The sequence below is a fragment of the Pseudoalteromonas carrageenovora IAM 12662 genome (assembly GCF_900239935.1).
Classification (GTDB): Bacteria; Pseudomonadota; Gammaproteobacteria; order Enterobacterales; family Alteromonadaceae; genus Pseudoalteromonas; species Pseudoalteromonas carrageenovora.
In genome coordinates, this window is record NZ_LT965928.1 from 3,313,507 (window position 1) to 3,332,394 (window position 18,888).

15 protein-coding genes, 1 tRNA gene and 1 pseudogene are annotated in these 18,888 nt (G+C 41.6%); 6 read left to right on the top strand and 11 right to left on the bottom strand.

Annotation, left to right across the window (positions count from 1 at the left end; genetic code table 11):
• Window positions 1-97: 97 nt before the first annotated feature.
• From rpoB to deoC, 9 genes are all read right to left on the bottom strand, one after another.
• Entirely contained in the window at window positions 98-4,123 is a 4,026-nt protein-coding gene (gene rpoB / locus ALFOR1_RS15045; protein WP_104643437.1) for a DNA-directed RNA polymerase subunit beta, read from the bottom strand.
• Window positions 4,124-4,393: 270 nt separating this feature from the next.
• Window positions 4,394-4,756: a 50S ribosomal protein L7/L12 gene (gene rplL / locus ALFOR1_RS15050; RefSeq protein ID WP_058549283.1), complete on the bottom strand. Its 363-nt coding sequence runs from the start codon at window positions 4,754-4,756 to the stop codon at window positions 4,394-4,396.
• A gap of 76 nt (window positions 4,757-4,832) precedes the next feature.
• Window positions 4,833-5,327, bottom strand: a complete 495-nt coding sequence (gene rplJ / locus ALFOR1_RS15055; RefSeq protein WP_004588207.1) for a 50S ribosomal protein L10 — start codon at window positions 5,325-5,327, stop codon at window positions 4,833-4,835.
• 325 nt (window positions 5,328-5,652) lie between these two features.
• A complete protein-coding gene (gene rplA, locus ALFOR1_RS15060; RefSeq protein WP_024600086.1) occupies window positions 5,653-6,357 on the bottom strand; it encodes a 50S ribosomal protein L1 in 705 nt (234 codons plus the stop codon).
• Window positions 6,358-6,360: 3 nt separating this feature from the next.
• Window positions 6,361-6,789, bottom strand: coding sequence for a 50S ribosomal protein L11 (gene rplK, locus ALFOR1_RS15065; RefSeq protein ID WP_002958879.1), 429 nt, complete (start codon window positions 6,787-6,789; stop codon window positions 6,361-6,363).
• Window positions 6,790-7,003: 214 nt separating this feature from the next.
• Window positions 7,004-7,561 (bottom strand): transcription termination/antitermination protein NusG, encoded by a 558-nt coding sequence (nusG, locus tag ALFOR1_RS15070; protein ID WP_058549281.1) that lies wholly within the window; start codon window positions 7,559-7,561, stop codon window positions 7,004-7,006.
• A gap of 4 nt (window positions 7,562-7,565) precedes the next feature.
• The gene (gene secE, locus ALFOR1_RS15075) at window positions 7,566-7,943 is read right to left on the bottom strand and encodes a preprotein translocase subunit SecE (protein WP_058549280.1); all 378 of its coding nucleotides are present in this window, start codon (window positions 7,941-7,943) and stop codon (window positions 7,566-7,568) included.
• A 132-nt stretch (window positions 7,944-8,075) separates the two neighbouring features.
• Window positions 8,076-8,152: transfer RNA gene (locus ALFOR1_RS15080), tRNA-Trp, on the bottom strand.
• A 153-nt stretch (window positions 8,153-8,305) separates the two neighbouring features.
• Window positions 8,306-9,049, bottom strand: a complete 744-nt coding sequence (gene deoC, locus ALFOR1_RS15085) for a deoxyribose-phosphate aldolase (protein ID WP_104643438.1) — start codon at window positions 9,047-9,049, stop codon at window positions 8,306-8,308.
• A gap of 283 nt (window positions 9,050-9,332) precedes the next feature.
• On the opposite strand from deoC, the gene cysG reads away from it, so the two are divergent.
• The 6 genes from cysG to cysQ are packed head-to-tail and all read left to right on the top strand — an operon-like array spanning window position 9,333 to window position 16,290.
• Window positions 9,333-10,760, top strand: a complete 1,428-nt coding sequence (gene cysG, locus ALFOR1_RS15090) for a siroheme synthase CysG (protein WP_104643439.1) — start codon at window positions 9,333-9,335, stop codon at window positions 10,758-10,760.
• A gap of 48 nt (window positions 10,761-10,808) precedes the next feature.
• On the top strand, window positions 10,809-11,708 hold the full coding sequence (gene cysD / locus ALFOR1_RS15095; protein WP_104643440.1) for a sulfate adenylyltransferase subunit CysD: 900 nt from the start codon (window positions 10,809-10,811) through the stop codon (window positions 11,706-11,708).
• Complete coding sequence (gene cysN / locus ALFOR1_RS15100) at window positions 11,708-13,132, top strand: sulfate adenylyltransferase subunit CysN (RefSeq protein WP_104643441.1); 1,425 nt, start codon at window positions 11,708-11,710, stop codon at window positions 13,130-13,132. Before cysD ends, cysN begins: the two co-directional genes overlap by 1 nt.
• Before the next feature lie 31 nt (window positions 13,133-13,163).
• On the top strand, window positions 13,164-14,888 hold the full coding sequence (locus tag ALFOR1_RS15105; RefSeq protein ID WP_104643442.1) for an SLC13 family permease: 1,725 nt from the start codon (window positions 13,164-13,166) through the stop codon (window positions 14,886-14,888).
• Between the two features lie 29 nt (window positions 14,889-14,917).
• On the top strand, window positions 14,918-15,514 hold the full coding sequence (gene cysC, locus ALFOR1_RS15110) for an adenylyl-sulfate kinase (protein ID WP_104643443.1): 597 nt from the start codon (window positions 14,918-14,920) through the stop codon (window positions 15,512-15,514).
• 5 nt (window positions 15,515-15,519) lie between these two features.
• Complete coding sequence (gene cysQ / locus ALFOR1_RS15115) at window positions 15,520-16,290, top strand: 3'(2'),5'-bisphosphate nucleotidase CysQ (RefSeq protein WP_104643444.1); 771 nt, start codon at window positions 15,520-15,522, stop codon at window positions 16,288-16,290.
• 72 nt (window positions 16,291-16,362) lie between these two features.
• Here the strand turns inward: cysQ and ALFOR1_RS15120 are convergent, their stop codons facing one another.
• Both ALFOR1_RS15120 and ALFOR1_RS15125 read right to left on the bottom strand, forming a co-directional pair.
• Complete coding sequence (locus ALFOR1_RS15120) at window positions 16,363-17,766, bottom strand: KAP family P-loop NTPase fold protein (RefSeq protein ID WP_104643445.1); 1,404 nt, start codon at window positions 17,764-17,766, stop codon at window positions 16,363-16,365.
• A gap of 243 nt (window positions 17,767-18,009) precedes the next feature.
• Window positions 18,010-18,807 (bottom strand): annotated as a pseudogene (locus tag ALFOR1_RS15125) (alpha/beta fold hydrolase).
• Window positions 18,808-18,888: the final 81 nt, after the last annotated feature.

Genomic DNA, 18,888 nt, shown 5'->3' on the forward strand with positions numbered 1-18,888 from the left:
CTCCTGTCGGAGTTAATCTTGAGGACGGATAATCTCGTCCCTACATTCTATTCAGCCGTAACAGATGCTGCAGCGTTAACTGCAGCATCTAATTGGCTTAATTTTCTTCCAACTCGATGTTGATACCCAGTGAGCGGATTTCTTTCAACAATACGTTGAACGATTCTGGCATACCTGGTTCCATTTTATGGTTACCATCAACGATGTTTTTATACATCTTAGTACGACCGTTCACGTCATCCGATTTCACTGTTAGCATTTCTTGTAGAGTGTAAGCAGCACCGTAAGCTTCAAGTGCCCATACTTCCATCTCACCAAAACGCTGGCCACCGAACTGTGCTTTACCACCCAGCGGCTGCTGAGTAACAAGGCTGTAAGAACCAGTAGAACGTGCGTGCATCTTGTCATCAACCAAGTGGTTAAGTTTAAGCATGTACATGTAACCAACAGTTACTTGACGTTCAAACTGATCGCCAGTACGGCCATCATAGAGTGTAACCTGACCACTTCTTGGGTATCCACCAAGCTCAAGCATGTCTTTGATTTCGTCTTCTTTCGCGCCATCAAATGCAGGAGTAGCTATTGGTAAACCACCTTTTAAGTTTTCAGCTAAACGACGAATTTCATCATCAGAGAAGCTTGCAATATCTACTTCTTGACGAGACTCACCGATTTCGTAAGCTTGCTTGATGAATTCACGTAGCTCATGAAGCTCACGTTGTTCTTTCATCATTTCCTCTAAGCACTCACCAATACCACGTGCAGCTAGACCCATATGTGTTTCAAGGATCTGACCGATGTTCATTCGTGATGGTACACCTAGTGGATTTAGTACGATATCTACCGTACGACCTTTATCATCGTATGGCATATCTTCTACTGGTACGATAGTCGAGATAACACCTTTGTTACCGTGACGACCCGCCATTTTATCACCCGGTTGGATACGACGTTTAACAGCTAGGTATACTTTAACAATCTTAAGTACGCCTGGTGCTAAGTCATCACCTTGGGTAATTTTACGACGTTTGTTTTCAAACTTCTTATCGTATTCAGCTTTAAGCTCATCGTACTGTGCAGCTAGTTGCTCAAGTTCAGCTTGCTTGTCTTCTTCAGCAAGGCTTTGAGTAAGTAGCTTTTCAGCATTTAGTGACGTTAAGTTGCTTTCTTCGAAACCTGAATCCACAAGTAACTTGCGAGCACGTCCTAAAACGCCAGCTTCTAAAATGCGGAACTCTTCGTTGAAGTCTTTCTTCGCTTCGCGAAGCTGCATGTCTTCAACTTCTAACGCACGTTTATCTTTTTCAACACCATCACGGGTGAAAACTTGTACGTCAATTACAGTACCAGTTACAGAGTTTGGTACACGTAAAGAGCTGTCTTTAACGTCAGACGCTTTTTCACCGAAGATAGCACGCAGTAGCTTCTCTTCAGGTGTTAATTGCGTCTCGCCTTTAGGAGTCACTTTACCTACTAAGATATCGCCGCCTTTAACTTCAGCACCGATATAAACAACGCCTGACTCATCAAGCTTGCCTAGTGCAGACTCACCCACATTCGGGATATCTGCAGTGATCTCTTCAGGACCTAATTTAGTATCACGGGCAACACACTGTAGTTCTTGAATGTGGATAGTCGTTAGACGATCTTCTTCAACTACGCGCTCTGATAGTAAGATTGAATCCTCGAAGTTGTAACCATTCCATGGCATGAATGCCACGCGAAGGTTTTGACCAAGGGCTAAATCACCTAAGTCAGTCGAAGGACCATCTGCTAACACGTCACCACGAGTAACCGGTTCGCCAACCATACAAGTTGGTTTTTGGTTAATACATGTATTTTGGTTAGAACGTGTGTATTTGGTTAAGTTGTAGATGTCGATGCCCGCTTCACCAGGAATGCGTTCTTCTTCATGTACGTTTACAACGATGCGACTTGCGTCAGCATACATTACTTCACCACCACGTTTAGCAACAATCGTTACACCAGAATCTTTCGCTAGTGTTAACTCAATACCAGTACCTACTAACGGCTTATCCGCTTTCAATGTTGGTACTGCTTGACGTTGCATGTTTGAACCCATCAATGCACGGTTAGCATCATCGTGTTCTAAGAACGGGATAAGTGCTGCCGCTACAGAGATCACCTGTTGTGGTGATACATCCATATATTGCTGGTCCATGCGACCCATAAAGGTAGATTCACCTTTGTGACGACATGGAATAAGTTCATCAACAAACTCATTGGTTTCAGTTAAGTTTGAGTTCGCCTGTGCGATAACAAACTGACCTTCTTCAATGGCTGATAAGTAATCAACTTCATCAGTTACAACACCGTCTACCACTTTACGGTAAGGTGTTTCTAAGAAACCATAGTCATTTGTACGTGCGTACGTAGACAATGAGTTAATTAGACCGATGTTTGGACCCTCAGGAGTCTCGATTGGACATACGCGACCGTAGTGAGTTACGTGAACGTCACGTACTTCAAAGCCAGCGCGTTCACGAGTTAGACCGCCCGGACCTAATGCAGAAATACGACGCTTATGCGTTACTTCTGATAGCGGGTTATTTTGGTCCATAAACTGTGATAACTGAGACGAGCCGAAGAACTCTTTAACCGCTGCCGAAATAGGCTTAGCGTTAATAAGATCTTGTGGCATTATCGCGTCAAGGTCACCTAAGCTTAAACGCTCACGTACAGCACGTTCTACACGTACTAGACCAACACGGAATTGGTTCTCAGCCATTTCGCCAACACTACGTATACGACGGTTGCCTAAGTGGTCAATATCATCAACATCGCCTTGACCGTTACGAATAGCAATTAATACTTTCATAACAGACACGATGTCTTCTTTATTTAATGTGCCAGGGCCTGTATCGGTATCGTAACCAACACGGCTGTTGAACTTCATACGACCTACAGTAGATAAGTCATAACGTTCTTCAGAGAAGAACAAGTTCTCGAATAAGGCTTCAGCCGCGTCTTTCGTCGGTGGCTCGCCTGGGCGCATCATACGGTAAATTTCTACTAGCGCTTCTAAACGGTTGCTTGAAGAGTCAATGTTCAATGTATTTGACATGTAAGCACCGCTGTCCACTTCATTGATATATAACGTATCAATTTTAGTGTGACCAGCTTTAACCAATTCAGCCATCAATTCTAGAGATAGCTCGTCATTAGCGTTTGCAATAACTTCACCTGTTGACTCATCAACATAGTTTTTAGCTACAATACGGCCAATGATGTACTCATGTGGTACTTCTAATTGATTAATGCCTTTCTTCTCGATGCTCTTGATGTGGCGAGCCGTAATACGACGACCGCTTTCAACAAGTACTTCACCGTCTTCGCCTTTGATATCAAAAGCGGCAGTTTCACCACGTAAACGTGAAGGCACAAGTTCCATAAGAACTTTACCGTCAGTTACTTCAAACGCAGTGTTATCGAAGAACATATCTAGGATTTGTTCGCTAGAATACTCTAGTGCACGTAGGATGATAGACGCCGGTAATTTACGACGACGGTCAATACGTACATATAGGTTATCTTTTGCATCAAATTCGAAGTCTAACCATGAACCACGGTAAGGTATAACGCGAGCGTTATATAATACTTTACCCGATGAATGGGTTTTACCGCGGTCGTTATCAAAGAATACACCAGGGCTACGGTGTAGCTGAGAAACGATAACACGCTCTGTACCATTGATTACAAAAGTACCGGTATCGGTCATGAGCGGAATTTCGCCCATGTAAACTTCTTGCTCTTTAATGTCTTTAACTGTGCCTGGAGCTTCTTTGTCCATAACTACAAGACGCAGTTTCACGCGAAGTGGAGCAGAATAAGTCACACCGCGAATTTGACATTCTTTTACATCGAATACTGGCTCACCAATACGATAACTTACGTATTGAAGCTCAGAATTTCCCGAGTAGCTTTTAATTGGGAACACAGAACGGAAGGCAGCTTCCAAACCATGATCGCCATCAGCGTCCGGGACTAAGAATTTTTTAAACGATTCTAACTGCGTCGACAGTAAGAAAGGTATATCCAAAACTTGTGGACGTTTACCAAAATCCTTACGGATACGTTTCTTTTCAGAATAAGAGTAAGCCATGGGGTTCCTCAGCTTGCTGATCTTTGACCCGACCTGTTCTTGTAAGAACAGACTTAACTGGCATCTAAGCCAAGATTTACAACATTTAATTGTTGTTCTAATAAACTCCCCTCACAACACTAGCAAACTATAAAGCGTTGAAAGTAAAGAGAAAATCAGATTTTATTTGAGCTATAGGAATACATCGCTCTATAGCGCAAAAAGGCCGGTGATTAAATAATCACCAGCCCTTGCCTGATTTCTCAGGCAGCGAACTTAGCAAAAGCTAAATTACTTAACCTCAACTTCAGCACCAGCTTCAGTAAGATCTTTTGCAAGTGCTTCAGCTTCTTCTTTAGATACACCTTCTTTAACAGGTGTAGGAGCAGCTTCAACAAGAGCTTTCGCTTCTTTAAGGCCAAGGCCAGTTGCGCTACGAACAGCTTTGATTGCAGCAACCTTGTTAGCGCCAGCGCCAGTAAGGATTACGTCAAATTCTGTTTTCTCTTCAGCAGCTTCAGCAGCTGGACCAGCTACCATTGCAGCTGCAGCAGTTACGCCGAATTTTTCTTCCATTGCTTCGATAAGAGCAACAACGTCCATTACTGACATTTCAGCAATTGCGTCAAGGATTTGGTCTTTAGTTACAGACATTACAAATTTCCTAATAATTAACGGACTCTAGGTCCAAATAAATTTTACACCGAAAGGGAGGTTAAACAGCTTAAAATTAAGCAGCTTGCTCTTCTTTCTGTACACGTACTGCTTCAATTGTTTTACACAATTTGCCAGCAGACGCTTCTTTCATAGCGCTCATTAAGCGTGCAACAGCTTCGTCGTATGTAGGTAATGTAGCAAGCATTGCTGCGTCTACGATGTTACCTTCAAAAGCGGCCGTTTTAAGCTCAAATTTCTCATTCTTTTTCGCGAAATCTGAAAAGATACGCGCAGCAGCACCTGGGTGCTCTGATGAGAAAGCGATTAAGCTTGGACCAACTAACGAGTCAGATAGACATTCAAATTCAGTACCTTCAACAGCACGTTTTGCTAGAGTGTTACGAACAACTTTCATCCATACACCAGCTTCACGAGCTTCTTTACGAAGGGCTGTAATTGCGCCTACTGCTACACCACGAGAATCTGCAACAACTGCAGAAAGAGCACCATTGGCTGCTTCGTTGACTTCAGCAACAATTGCTTTTTTGCCTTGAAGATTTAAAGCCATGGGTGTTACTCCTGGTTTAATGGGGTCACCGACACTCGGCTTCCCTGTTTTTACTCTTCCCCACCAAAATAACTGATGGAGATGCTTTTTACGGCGAGAGCCAGAAGGATTAGGAAAAATCTATCTGGGGATTCACACCGTCTACGTAGGTAAACATTAAGGCCGAAACCGCCTACGGTCTTGGACGGAAGCCCAATTTATCGCTTTGCCAAAGGCGCACCGAAATTATGGACTTCAACCCGAATTCTTTACTTTGCCAATTAATAAATTAATCAACAAAATGGCGCGAAATTATAGTACAAATTTCACGCCATGTAAACACCAATTAAGCTACAACTGTGCTTAAAGTGTTTTGGTCAACAGAAACACCTGCGCCCATTGTTGTAGAGATAGTTACTTTTTTCAAGTAAACACCTTTAGCTTGAGAAGGTTTAGCCTTCTTAAGTGCAACAATTAGTGACTCAAGGTTTTGTTGAAGTTGCTCAGCAGTGAAATCAACCTTACCGATAGTAGTATGGATGATGCCATTTTTGTCATTACGGTAACGTACTTGACCTGCTTTAGCATTTTTAACTGCTTCTGCAACGTTAGGCGTTACAGTACCAGTTTTAGGGTTTGGCATTAGACCACGTGGGCCTAAGATTTGACCTAGTTGACCAACAACACGCATAGCGTCTGGTGATGCAACAACAACGTCAAAGTTCATCTCGCCTTTTTTAACTAGCTCAGCAAGATCTTCCATGCCTACTAACTCAGCACCGGCTTCTTTTGCAGCTTCTGCATTAGCGCCTTGTGTGAATACAGCAACACGAACGTCACGGCCAGTACCGTTAGGTAGTACAGTTGCACCACGAACGTTTTGGTCAGATTTACGAGCATCGATACCAAGGTTAACGGCAACGTCAACACTTTCTACGAATTTAGCTGTCGCTAACTCTTTTAAAAGAGCAACTGCTTCATTGATTTCGTAATCTTTAGTTACTTCCACTTTTTCGCGGATAGTACGCATACGTTTAGTTAATTTAGCCATTTCTTAGTCCTCTACGTTCAAGCCCATCGCACGCGCAGAACCTGCGATAGTGCGAACCGCTGCGTCCATATCGGCAGCTGTAAGGTCAGTTCGTTTTGTCTCAACAATCTCTTCAAGTTGAGCACGAGTTACTGTGCCTACTTTATCAGTGTTAGGACGGCCTGAGCCTGACTTGATACCAGCAGCTTTCTTAAGTAAGTAAGCAGCAGGTGGCGTTTTCATGTCGAACGTAAATGAACGGTCACCGTAAACAGAGATCACTACAGGAACTGGAGCGCCTTTTTCGATAGACTCTGTACGTGCGTTAAACGCTTTACAGAATTCCATGATGTTTACACCGTGTTGACCTAGTGCAGGACCTACTGGAGGACTAGGATTAGCCATACCAGCGGCAACTTGTAGCTTGATTAGAGCTTCAACTTTTTTAGCCATTATAAATACCTCATTTGGTGGGTCTTAGCCTTGTGCGCGCGAGGACGCGTACTCTAACGGCTTCCCAGTTTAAAAATTGGTTTCGTACTTTTTGTATAGTAAAAATAAATTTTTACCTTAATACAAAAAGGCCGCTGATTATAAGTTAATCAGCGGCCTTTTTCAAGCTTCGTGCCAAAATTTATAAAAACTCTAGCGAAGCTTTTTTAATCAATTACTTATCTTGTTCAACTTGACCAAATTCAAGCTCAACCGGCGTAGAACGACCGAAAATAAGTACAGATACTTTTACGCGGCTCTTTTCGTAGTCAACTTCTTCAACCACACCACTAAAGTCAGCAAATGGGCCATCAGTAACACGAACCACTTCGCCTGGTTCAAATAATGTAGCAGGTTTAGGTGCTTCAGCATTTTCTTGTAGACGGTTAAGAATGCGTTCTGCTTCTTTAGAGCTAATAGGCGCTGGACGGTCAGAAGTACCACCAATAAAGCCCATTACGCGTTCTGTGCTGTTCACTAAGTGCCAGCTAGCATCGTTCATATCCATTTGTACTAATACGTAACCTGGAAAGAATTTACGCTCAGATTTACGCTTTTGACCAGCGCGCATCTCAACAACTTCTTCAGTTGGTACTAATATCTCACCAAAGCTCTCTTCAAGGCCTTCGATTTTAATATGTTCAGTTAACGTTTGTGCCACACGCTTTTCGTAACCCGAAAAAGCTTGTACTACATACCAACGTAACTTAATTTCTTTGTTCTCATCCGACATGGGATCAGATCTCCAATCCAGTTAAAAAGCCTACAGCGCGGAATAAAATGCCGTCTAATCCCCAAAGGATAAGCGCCATAATCACTGTTGCAACCATTACAATTAATGTCGTGTGGGTAGTTTCTTGACGCGTTGGCCAAATTACTTTGCGTACTTCAATGCGTGCTTCTTTAGCAAAAGCAAGGAAAGTACGTCCCTTAAATGTTTGCGAGGCAATACCTAAACCAGCTGCTATTGCAATTACAACGCCAATAGCACGTAGTAATACAGACTGATCTGCAAACATGTGATTACCAACAACTGCGCCTGCAAGTAGCGCGATAGCTACTAACCACTTTACTGACTCCATCGCACTTGATGGTGTTTCTACATTCGTGCTCATAATATTATTACCCTAACTACAGACACAACAACCCTACGCAATGGCAGGGTTAATCCATTAAAATCTAAACTTAAAAACAGACTTATTTAAACCGATTTTTAACCCCAGACTTACTCAACTTACAAGTAAAAATGGCAGGGGCGGAGAGATTCGAACTCCCAACCGTCGGTTTTGGAGACCGCTGTTCTACCAATTGGAACTACGCCCCTGCAAAGTGGATGCCTATTATACTTACGCAAATCATTTACACAAGCCTAAAAGATACCCACATAGGAAAATCTAATTAATTAATTAATTCTATTATTGTTTCACATGCCAATCATTTACTCTCTTATATAGAGGCATAGTACTTAATTTAATGATTATTTTTCTAATACTTTATACACATCACTAAGTAAGCTAGATGCACCAAACCTAAATGTATCAGCCTGTAAGTAGTCATCGCCCATTATTGAACGTGTTAGTGCTAAATAGTCCTTTGCATCGGCTACTGTTTTAACGCCGCCGGCAGCTTTAAAACCAACTACTTCACCCGATTGTTTAATAGCACTAAGCATCACTTTTGTTGCTTCAAGCGTTGCATTGACAGGCACCTTCCCTGTGCTTGTTTTTACAAAATCAGCCCCGCCCTGAATAGCTAAGTTAGTTGCTTTAGTGATTAACTTATCAATTTTTAGCTCGCCGCTTTCTATAATTACTTTTAATTGAGCCCTTGCAGCGCAGGCTTTTTTGCTTTGCTGTATATATTCAAGCACGGTACTTTCATCGCCGGCAATAAGTGCTTTATAAGGTATAACTAAATCGATTTCATCGGCGCCGCGCTCAATAGCAATAAGCGTTTCGTTTATTACGTCGCTAAGCGGTGCATCGCCCGCTGGGAAGTTAGTAACCGTGGCTACTTTAACGTGGTTAAGCTCTCGTGCGGCTAACGCAATTTTTGCATCGTCCACAAAATCGCTGTAAACACATACCGCAGCAGGCGTACCTAACGTGGGATTTATGCTATTTATAAGCAGCTGAATATCGCTCGTAGTATCTGAGCTATTTAAGCTCGTTAAATCCATAAGTGATACAGCTAATTGAGCGTTATCATATTGTTCAGTCATAAGTAATCCATTTATTAAGCAATAAATTAGTGTTACTGCCATAGTAACAAATTAACGTAATCTCGCTATAGCTCATAACCAAACACTATAAGCTTGTTATTTTACTTGTAACTCCCCGCAATCCCTTGTTAACTAAGTCTTAGGACTAAAAAGGCCACCAATTATAACTTTTAGTTATATCAACTTGGTTTTAATTATTTTTTACTTATTGATAGCCGCTATATTCTGCCCATCAGAATAAAGCGTTTTCTTATATTTGAATTTGTTTAGGGGTGTTATAAACGTGCAGTATTTACCTATCTTTACCAAACTCGACAACAAGCCAGTTTTGGTTGTTGGCGGTGGAGAGGTCGCATTACGCAAATGTCGCGCGTTCTTAAAAGCTCGCGCAAACGTAACCTTAGTAGCACCTTGGTTTTGCGACGAACTAAAAGAGCATGCTCATAATAACGAAGTAACGCTTATTGATGCATATTTTGACGAGTCGCACCTTGAAGGCAAAATGCTGGTTATAGCAGCCACTGACCGTGATGACGTAAACAACAATGTATTTGAACTGGCAAACGCACGAAATGTATTTGTGAATGTGGTTGATGACCAACCTAAGTGTACGTTTATATTCCCGTCTATTGTAGACCGCGACCCAATAACTATTGCTATATCAAGCGCAGGTACTGCCCCTGTACTCGCTCGCAGATTACGCGAAAAGTTAGAGACGCTTATCCCACAGCATATTGGCCCATTAGCAACCTTAGTTGGCAGCTTTAGAGATAAAGTAAAACAACGCTTTAAACACTTTGCTGACCGCCGCCAATTTTGGGAAGGCGTGTTCGATTCATCAGTAGTAAGTAAAGTGCAAACTGGCAATACCGAAGCAGCACAAGCCCAGCTAAATCAAATGCTCGATGCAAAAGCAGAGCCAGAAGGCGAAGTATATGTAGTAGGTGCAGGCCCTGGCGACCCTGAGCTTTTAACACTTAAAGCACTGCAACTAATGCAGCAAGCTGACGTTGTTGTATACGACTACTTAGTGTCTGATGAAATTATGGAATTAGTTCGCCGTGATGCCGACCTAGTATGCGTAGGCAAACGTTTAGGCGATCACAGTGTAGCCCAAGAAGATACCAACCAAATGCTGGTTGATTTTGCCAAGCAAGGCAAAAAAGTGTGCCGTATTAAAGGCGGTGACCCATTTATTTACGGCCGTGGCGGTGAAGAAGTACAAGTACTGGCTGCCAACAACGTAAATTATCAAATAGTACCGGGTATTACGGCAGCAGCAGGTTGTAGCGCGTATGCAGGTATTCCACTTACGCATCGTGATCACGCCCAGGCCATTCAATTTGTAACAGGGCATTGTAAAAAAGATGGCCAAGAGCTTGATTGGCAATCGCTTGCTAAAGCGCATCAAACTTTAGCTATTTATATGGGCGTTATTAAATCGCCACATATTCAAGCTGAGCTGTTAAAGCATGGCCGCAGTGCAACTACACCGGTTGCCATTATTGAAAACGGCACACGTAAAAATCAGCGTGTGGTTACGGGGCAATTAGGTGAACTTGCTGATTTAATTGAGCGCAACAGCGTTATTTCACCAGCGTTACTTATTATTGGCGAAGTAGCCGCCCTGCACTCGCAGCTAGCTTGGTTTGGCCAAAACGAGCAAACAAGTAGTTTTGCACAGCCGCTAACCGATGTATCAAATACCTAAATATATTTAAATTTGTAACTTTTAATCATTTTAGTAGGACGACTAACAATGGCTTTAACTCACCTTCAGCAACTTGAAGCTGAAAGTATCAAAATCATGCGCGAAGTCGCCGCTGAGTTTGAGAACCCAGTAATGCTTTACTCTATTGGTAAAGATTCGTCGGTACTTTTGCACTTAGCGCGTAAAGCATTTTACCCTGCAAAAATTCCGTTTCCGTTATTACACGTAGACACCAACTGGAAGTTTCGTGAAATGATTGAGTTTCGTGACCGTATTGCAAAAGAATACGGCTTTGACCTACTGGTACACAAAAACCCAGAAGGCATGGCAATGGGCATAAGCCCATTTGAACACGGCTCAGGTAAACATACCGACATAATGAAAACCCAAGGTTTAAAACAAGCACTTGATAAATACGGCTTTGATGCTGCATTTGGTGGCGCACGTCGCGATGAAGAAAAGTCTCGCGCAAAAGAACGTGTTTACTCGTTCCGCGACAAACACCACCGTTGGGACCCTAAAAACCAGCGCCCGGAGCTTTGGAATACCTACAACAGCCAAGTTAACCCTGGTGAGAGCATTCGTGTATTCCCACTATCTAACTGGACTGAGCTTGATATTTGGCAATACATTTACCAAGAAAACATCGAAATGGTTCCGCTTTATTTAGCTAAAGAGCGCCCAGTAGTAGAGCGCGACGGCACCTTAATTATGGTGGACGACGAGCGCATGCCACTTGCTGATGGTGAAGTACCGCAAATGAAGTCGGTACGTTTTCGTACTTTAGGCTGTTACCCACTTACGGGTGCAGTTGAATCTACTGCTAGCAACCTAACTGAAATTATTGAAGAAATGCTGTTATCTACGTCATCTGAACGTGAAGGCCGTGTAATAGATCACGACTCAGCAGGCTCAATGGAGAAGAAAAAACGTGAGGGGTATTTCTAATGTCTACCAATACTAACGACACAATTAACGAAGTAAAAGAAATTGGCATAGACGCCTACCTAGCACGCCAACAAGATAAAAGCTTATTACGCATGCTTACCTGTGGCAGCGTAGATGACGGTAAATCAACACTGATTGGCCGCCTTTTGCACGACAGCCACCAAATTTATGAAGATCAGCTTGCAGCCCTTCATAAAGATAACGAAAAAGTAGGTAACGCAGGCGAAGAGCTCGACTTAGCCCTACTGGTAGATGGCTTACAAGCTGAGCGCGAGCAAGGCATTACCATTGACGTAGCGTATCGTTATTTTTCAACTGCTAAGCGTAAATTTATTATTGCCGATACCCCAGGGCACGAGCAATACACCCGCAACATGGTAACAGGCGCATCAACAAGTGATGTAGCTATTATTTTGGTTGATGCTCGCTACGGTGTGCAAGTGCAAACTAAACGCCATAGCTTTATTTGTGACTCGCTAGGCATTAAGCAGTTTGTTGTAGCAGTAAATAAAATGGATATCGTTGATTTTGACGAAACCGTTTATGAAAAAATTAAGGCCGACTACCTTAAATTTGCTGAGCAACTTAACGTATCAAACATTAAGTTTGTACCTATGTCGGCGCTTAAAGGCGACAACGTAGTAACGCGCTCTGCACATACGCCTTATTACACAGATAAGCCATTACTTGAGCTTTTAGAAGACTCACCAGCAGCAGAAACCGATACCGGTTTTGAAGCACGCTTACCAGTGCAGTACGTGGTACGCCCTAACTTAAACTTCCGTGGTTTTCAGGGCACGTTGGCATCAGGTAAGTTACATGTTGGCGATGCAGTAAAAGTATTACCGTCGGGTAAAACATCAAGTATTAAAGAAATTGTTACTTTTAATGGCAACTTAGATCACGCAGAGGCTGGCCAAGCAATTACCGTTACCCTTAATAGCGAAATAGATATTAGCCGCGGGGACGTAATAGTACCTGCAAGCTCAACGGCTACGGTAACTAACCTTATTCAAGCAAAACTTGTGTGGATGCACGAAGCGCCGCTTGTACTAGGTAAAAGCTACAACATTAAACTAGGTAGTAAAAATACATCAGCCGTGGTTAAAAAGATTGATCACACCATTGATGTAAATACCCTAGAACACGGCACAGCCGACTCACTTCAGCTAAACGAAATCGCCATTGTAACGCTCGAACTAAGCGAAACAATTTTAGCTGACGAGTATCACAACAACCACGAAACCGGCTCGTTTATCCTGATTGATCGTTTATCTAACTTAACGGTTGCAGCAGGTATGATTGAGCAAGTACTAAAAAGCGAAAAACAACAAAGCGATTTTAGCGACTTTGAAGTTGAATTTAATAGCTTAGTACGCAAGCACTTTCCACACTGGCAAGCGCTTGATATTTCAAAACTGTAAGTAAAAAAATGTCTGTTAGGAATTTAAAAGCATGGTAGAACAGCTCGTTTTAACAGGCATTATGCTTACCTTAGTCGGGTGCCTTTTTGGCACCCGCATTAATCCAGCATGGTTATTTGTAAGTGCCATTGGTACAAGCTATTTAACTGGGTTAATTGATCTTGAAAACATGTTAGTAAATTATGCTAACCCGTCACTTATTACTCTGGTATTACTGGTATTAGTGTCGACCGCTATCGAAAAAACCACCCTAATTCAAAAACTATCGCAATCACTTTCTAAAGGTAGTTTAGTAAAATCGGTAACAAAGCTTGGGCTATCAACCGCTTTTTTATCGTCGTTTACTAATAACACTGCGGTGGTTGCATCGCTTATTACCGCCATAAAAGACAATCCTAATCACTCTCCATCAAAGCTATTATTACCACTGTCGTACACCGCTATTTTAGGCGGCACCATTACACTTATTGGTACATCTACTAACTTGATAGTTAATGGCTTTGCAGTAGATGCAGGCATGGCACCACTTGGCTTTTTTGATTTTACACTTGTAGGCATTGGCGCATTAAGTGTGGGCCTAATTACTATTTTGGTGATGCTTAAATACCTGCCTGACAACGGTAAAAGCGATCAGGAAGTGATTCCTTTTTACCTCGAAGGTAAAGTACAGTCAGGCTCTAAATTAATTGGCCGTACCGTAGAAGAAAACGGCCTACGAGATTTAAAAGACTTATTCCTTGCGGAAATTATCCGTGGTGATGAGCGCATATACGCAGTAACACCTCAACAAATTATTAGGCAAAACGACGTACTGCTATTTGTGGGTGATATAAAATCGGTGCCGCTTTTAACCCGTTTCGACGGCTTAAAAGTAGTTCACGACAATCATCAAAAAGACATAGAGCACTTAGTAGAAGTTGTTGTAAGCCAGTCGTCTAAATTTATAGGTAAAACTGTAAAAGAGGCGCGCTTTAGAGAGCAGTTTCATGCTGCAGTTATTGCTATCCGCCGCGGGCATGACCGCTTACAAGGTGGCCTTGGGCAAGTGCAATTACAAGCAGGCGACTCGCTAATACTCGCACCAGGTAAAAACTTTTACAGCCTACCTAATTTAAAACGCGAATTTGTGTATATATCAGGGCTCGACTTACAAACGCATTTAGCCCCTAAACAATCAAACATTGTATTACTAAGCTTTGCTGCAGTACTGGGTTTAAGTATTTTTTCGGTAGTGCCACTTGTTAAAGGTTTATTAGTCCTTTTAATTGGCCTAATGCTTAGCGGCACAATAAAGCTTAACGAAGTAAAGCGCCGTTTTCCGCTTGAGTTACTGGTTGTAGTAGGCAGCGCTATAGGACTTGCAAAATTAATGATAGGCACCGGGCTTGCCGGTCAAATATCAAGCGCTTTGTTTATGGTATTAGGGGATTTTGGCCCGTATGGCGCGTTTATAGCCATATTTTTAATGACCGTATTATTTACTGAGCTTATAACTAATAACGCCGCAGCTGCCTTGTCGTTCCCAGTGGCTTACTCGCTCGCAGTTGGTTTTAATGTAGACCCGCTACCGTTTATTATGGCAGTTGCCTTTGGCGCATCAGCTAGTTTTATATCGCCATTTGGGTATCAAACTAACTTAATGGTTTATAGTGCAGGTAACTATCGCTTAAAAGATTACATAGTGATGGGCTTGCCCCTTTCTATTATTTATTCAATCACGGTATTAACCCTGATCCCGCTGGTATTTCCTTTTTAATACCTAGGGCATTTAAAAGAGATTACACAATGGACGAAAATATTGTTTGGCATAACTACGCAACCACTAAAGCGCAGCGTAGCGAGCAAAAAAAGCATAAGCCTGCCATTTTATGGTTTACTGGCTTTTCAGGTTCTGGCAAAAGCACAGTAGCAAATGCATTAGAAGCGGCGCTTAACCAGCAAGGTGCGCACACCTACCTGCTCGATGGCGACAACGTACGCCACGGCTTATGTAAAGACCTAGGCTTTAGCGACGAAGACCGCATTGAAAACATACGTCGCGTTGGCGAAACAGCCAAACTAATGACCGATGCAGGCTTATTAGTGCTTACCGCGTTTATCTCACCATTTAGAGCAGAGCGCGACATGGTCCGTAACTTAGTAGACGACGGCGAATTTATTGAGGTATTTATAGATACTCCTCTGGATGTATGTGAAAGCCGCGACCCTAAAGGCTTATACAAAAAAGCCCGCACAGGAGAGATAAAACACTTCACCGGAATCGACTCAAGCTACGAAATACCTAGCAACCCAGAAATAATTTTAGATACCAGTAAAAACACCCTAGACCAATCGGTTACTCAACTGATAACGTATCTAAAACAAAAGCATATTATAGGTTAACCCCAATGAACCAAACCGAGCTACTAGAAGAAACCCTTATCCTTGCCCGCAAAGCAGGCAACGCCATAATGGGGATTTACGAAAAGGACTTTAACGTTGAATACAAAGCCGATGAAAGCCCAGTAACCGACGCCGACTTAGCAGCTCATAAAGTCATTGTGGCAGGACTTAAACAGCTCACTCCCGACACACCTATACTCAGTGAAGAAAGCGCCGATATAACATGGGATATTCGCCAAACCTGGAAAAGCTACTGGTTAGTAGACCCCATCGACGGCACTAAAGAGTTTATTAAAAAGAACGGCGAGTTTACCGTAAACATTGCTCTAATCGAAAACGGTAAACCTGTACTAGCAGTAGTTGATGCCCCAGCACTTGGCGTATCGTACCTTGCCGCAGAGGCCATTGGCGCCTTTAAAGACAAAGGCGATGAGCGCATAGAGCTTAAAGTAACTACCAAGCCTAATAAAGGCCTAATACGTGTTGTAGGTAGCCGCTCGCACCCATCACCCGATTTAGCCGAATTTGTAAAACGCTTTGATGACGTTGAAATGGTCTCAAAAGGCAGCTCACTAAAACTGTGTTTAGTGGCTGAGGGCAGCGCCGATATTTACCCGCGCTTAGGCCCAACCTGTGAATGGGATACAGGTGCAGGCCACGCCATCGCTGAAATAGCCGGTGCTAAAGTGACCCAACTTGATGGCAGCCCGCTTATTTATAACACCAAAAATGAATACTTAAATCCGTATTTTATTGTTTCGGCTTTAGAGGGATAAGAGCAGTTTTGAGTGGTTAGCTATCAGTTGTCAGCAAGATAAGTGATAGCTTAACTACAGTAGTAATTTATATTAACTATTAAATTTGAAGCTTTCTAGCATTTCTATCCTCTGCTTTAAACTCTCTAGATCAATCGAATTTCGAAACCCGTCAAAACTTTTTGTTAATTGTACTACATCATATGAATAGCTCTGTTCTTCTGTACTAGCACTTTCATCAGAACTTATATCTTCATGGTACTTTAGCGCTTCTCCAATATTACCGTGGTATCTATCGTTTTTTGCTCCAATTAAAGAGCTTTCAATTACTGCGCATGCTCTAGAATCTATTGATTTCATATTAGGGGTTATTGTATGAAGAACTTTAATCAGCTTTTCTGGTGTATCTTCACCATTAATATATCCACTATAACTTCCATAATAGTACTCTTTAGCAACAATCAAGAATGCTAGTAGGTCAGGGTATAGATACACATTTTCAGCTGTAGATTTAACTACTAAATTTACTTTCGCAAATAACTGCCCCACTTCCCTCAAAGACAGCTTTTTTGCTTTTGCCAATAGTTTAAAGGTATTCTTTAAGTGATCTTTTTCATACCTAAATGCTTGGTATTGAGTTCTTTTCTGAAAGAAAATATCAAACTCAAATATTTTATAAAGCTGTTCTATAAATGCGTCTAAATCACTCTCAGGTAAAATATACTCAATATCAATAAACCGCCTAAGATAACCCATTGCTTCAAACCCTGCACCATAAACCCCTTTTACGCTATGAGACAGCTGAAGTTTGTCCATTGCAATTACAAAAACAAGACCTTCAATATCTAAAAGATGTTTTATTCTCTCTAGTAACTCAATTGCGTAAGTAGGTCTGCATCGATCCAATTCATCAATAATAATAAATAATTGGCTTGTAGCTCCATCTTCATTTTTTAAAGCTTTTGATACATTCTCTTTAAAAGAAGTAATAGCCTCTTTACTCTTTGTATAATCATCCAGAAAATCTTTAGATAATCCCTCCGTGAATTTGGCTGCTTCAGCTTCAATTATTTTTTCAGCATCAATTATTCCAGCAGTAGCAAGCTTTACTAACACAGGTAAACCTTTTTTTAAAATTTGCGCACCTGCACTTTTAGCTTTAACCCATGCCTTACTTTTCTCTTTATCCCCTTCAACAAGAGACTCTATTTTTTTATTAACCTCGCCAAGGAATGCTTGCAGTGGATCATTAACGAAATCAGTTTCCCAAGCACTAAAGTAAATTGCCGAACAATCATTTATTTGTAGGTTAGCTTCTAACATCTCTAAGAATGTAGTTTTACCTTGTCCCCAAGGAGCATTCACAGATAAAACTATCGGTGAGCTAATGTTTTTAAGGAGTGTAGTAAAGTTTTCGACATGAGGTTTTCGTCCAAGCTTATCATTTTTAAAAGGATCGTTTGGATCAATAATTATTTTATGTGATTTAAATTCCATTTATGTATTCTTCTCCGGTTCCAATATTAAAAGGGCAACTCAAAAAACTAATCTTATATTCACATCAGAAAGCTCTAATGTAAACATTGCTTCTCAATAGGGATGTGCAAGCAAGAAAACATGCGTTTTTATAACCTTCTCGATTACTACATACCACGCTCAGAATAGTCCCTTTAGATCAGGTCTTATTTTTAGTTTAGGGGGAAAGTCAAAAAGAAGGAGCAGGCTATTACTTCTAAAACCTTAACGATTTTGCTGGGCGATAAATGCAAGCGAGTGCTGATTGAATAAGTCAGGGCGTTCTACATTACAAACATGGCCGCAATGGTGAATAGTTTGCAGTACGCTATTTTTATGGCGCTTTACCATTTCTTTAACAGGGCCAAGGAACATATGATCTTCTTTACCCATAATGTAAAGGATGGGTATATCGATATCTTTTTCTTTGAAGTACTGCATTAAGGGGTTTACGTCCATGGCTAATTTAAACCATTTTATAAACTCTTTTTGGCACAAGCGCTTTGCTTCGCGAACAAACAAAAGTCGAGATTCTTTATGGCGCTTTTTTGGCATCATAATAAAAGCAAATAAGCGATACAGCCACATATAAGGCAAGAAGTGTTTAAACGTATTACCTAAATAAACCAGTGTATTACTGCGAGTATTAAAGCGAGTCACTGCACCACCTAGCACCATGCTAGAAACATATTGCGGCGCAATTTCAGCAATATTGCGAATAAGAATAGTACCCAATGAAATACCAACAAAGTGTGCGCTAGGGATATTGTTATGATCTAACACATCGATAATGTCTTTAGAGACCTTATTAAACGAGTAATTATTATCTACAAAGTTTTACACTAAGTTATTCGATTTACCGTGACCACGAAGATCGAGCAACAACACATTATATTCTTTTTTATAGGCTTTAAGCTGACGAAACCAGATTGCCGAACTACCACCTGCACCATGGACAAATACGACCCATGTTTTACTGGTTTCGTGTGGGAAAATAGTATGAAAAAGAATGTCTTTGCTCATTGCAGTTAGCAGCCTGTTTACTTCGTTTGGCATATCAAATTACAGGAAGTATAACGGAGTTTAGAATAAATCTCTTATGAA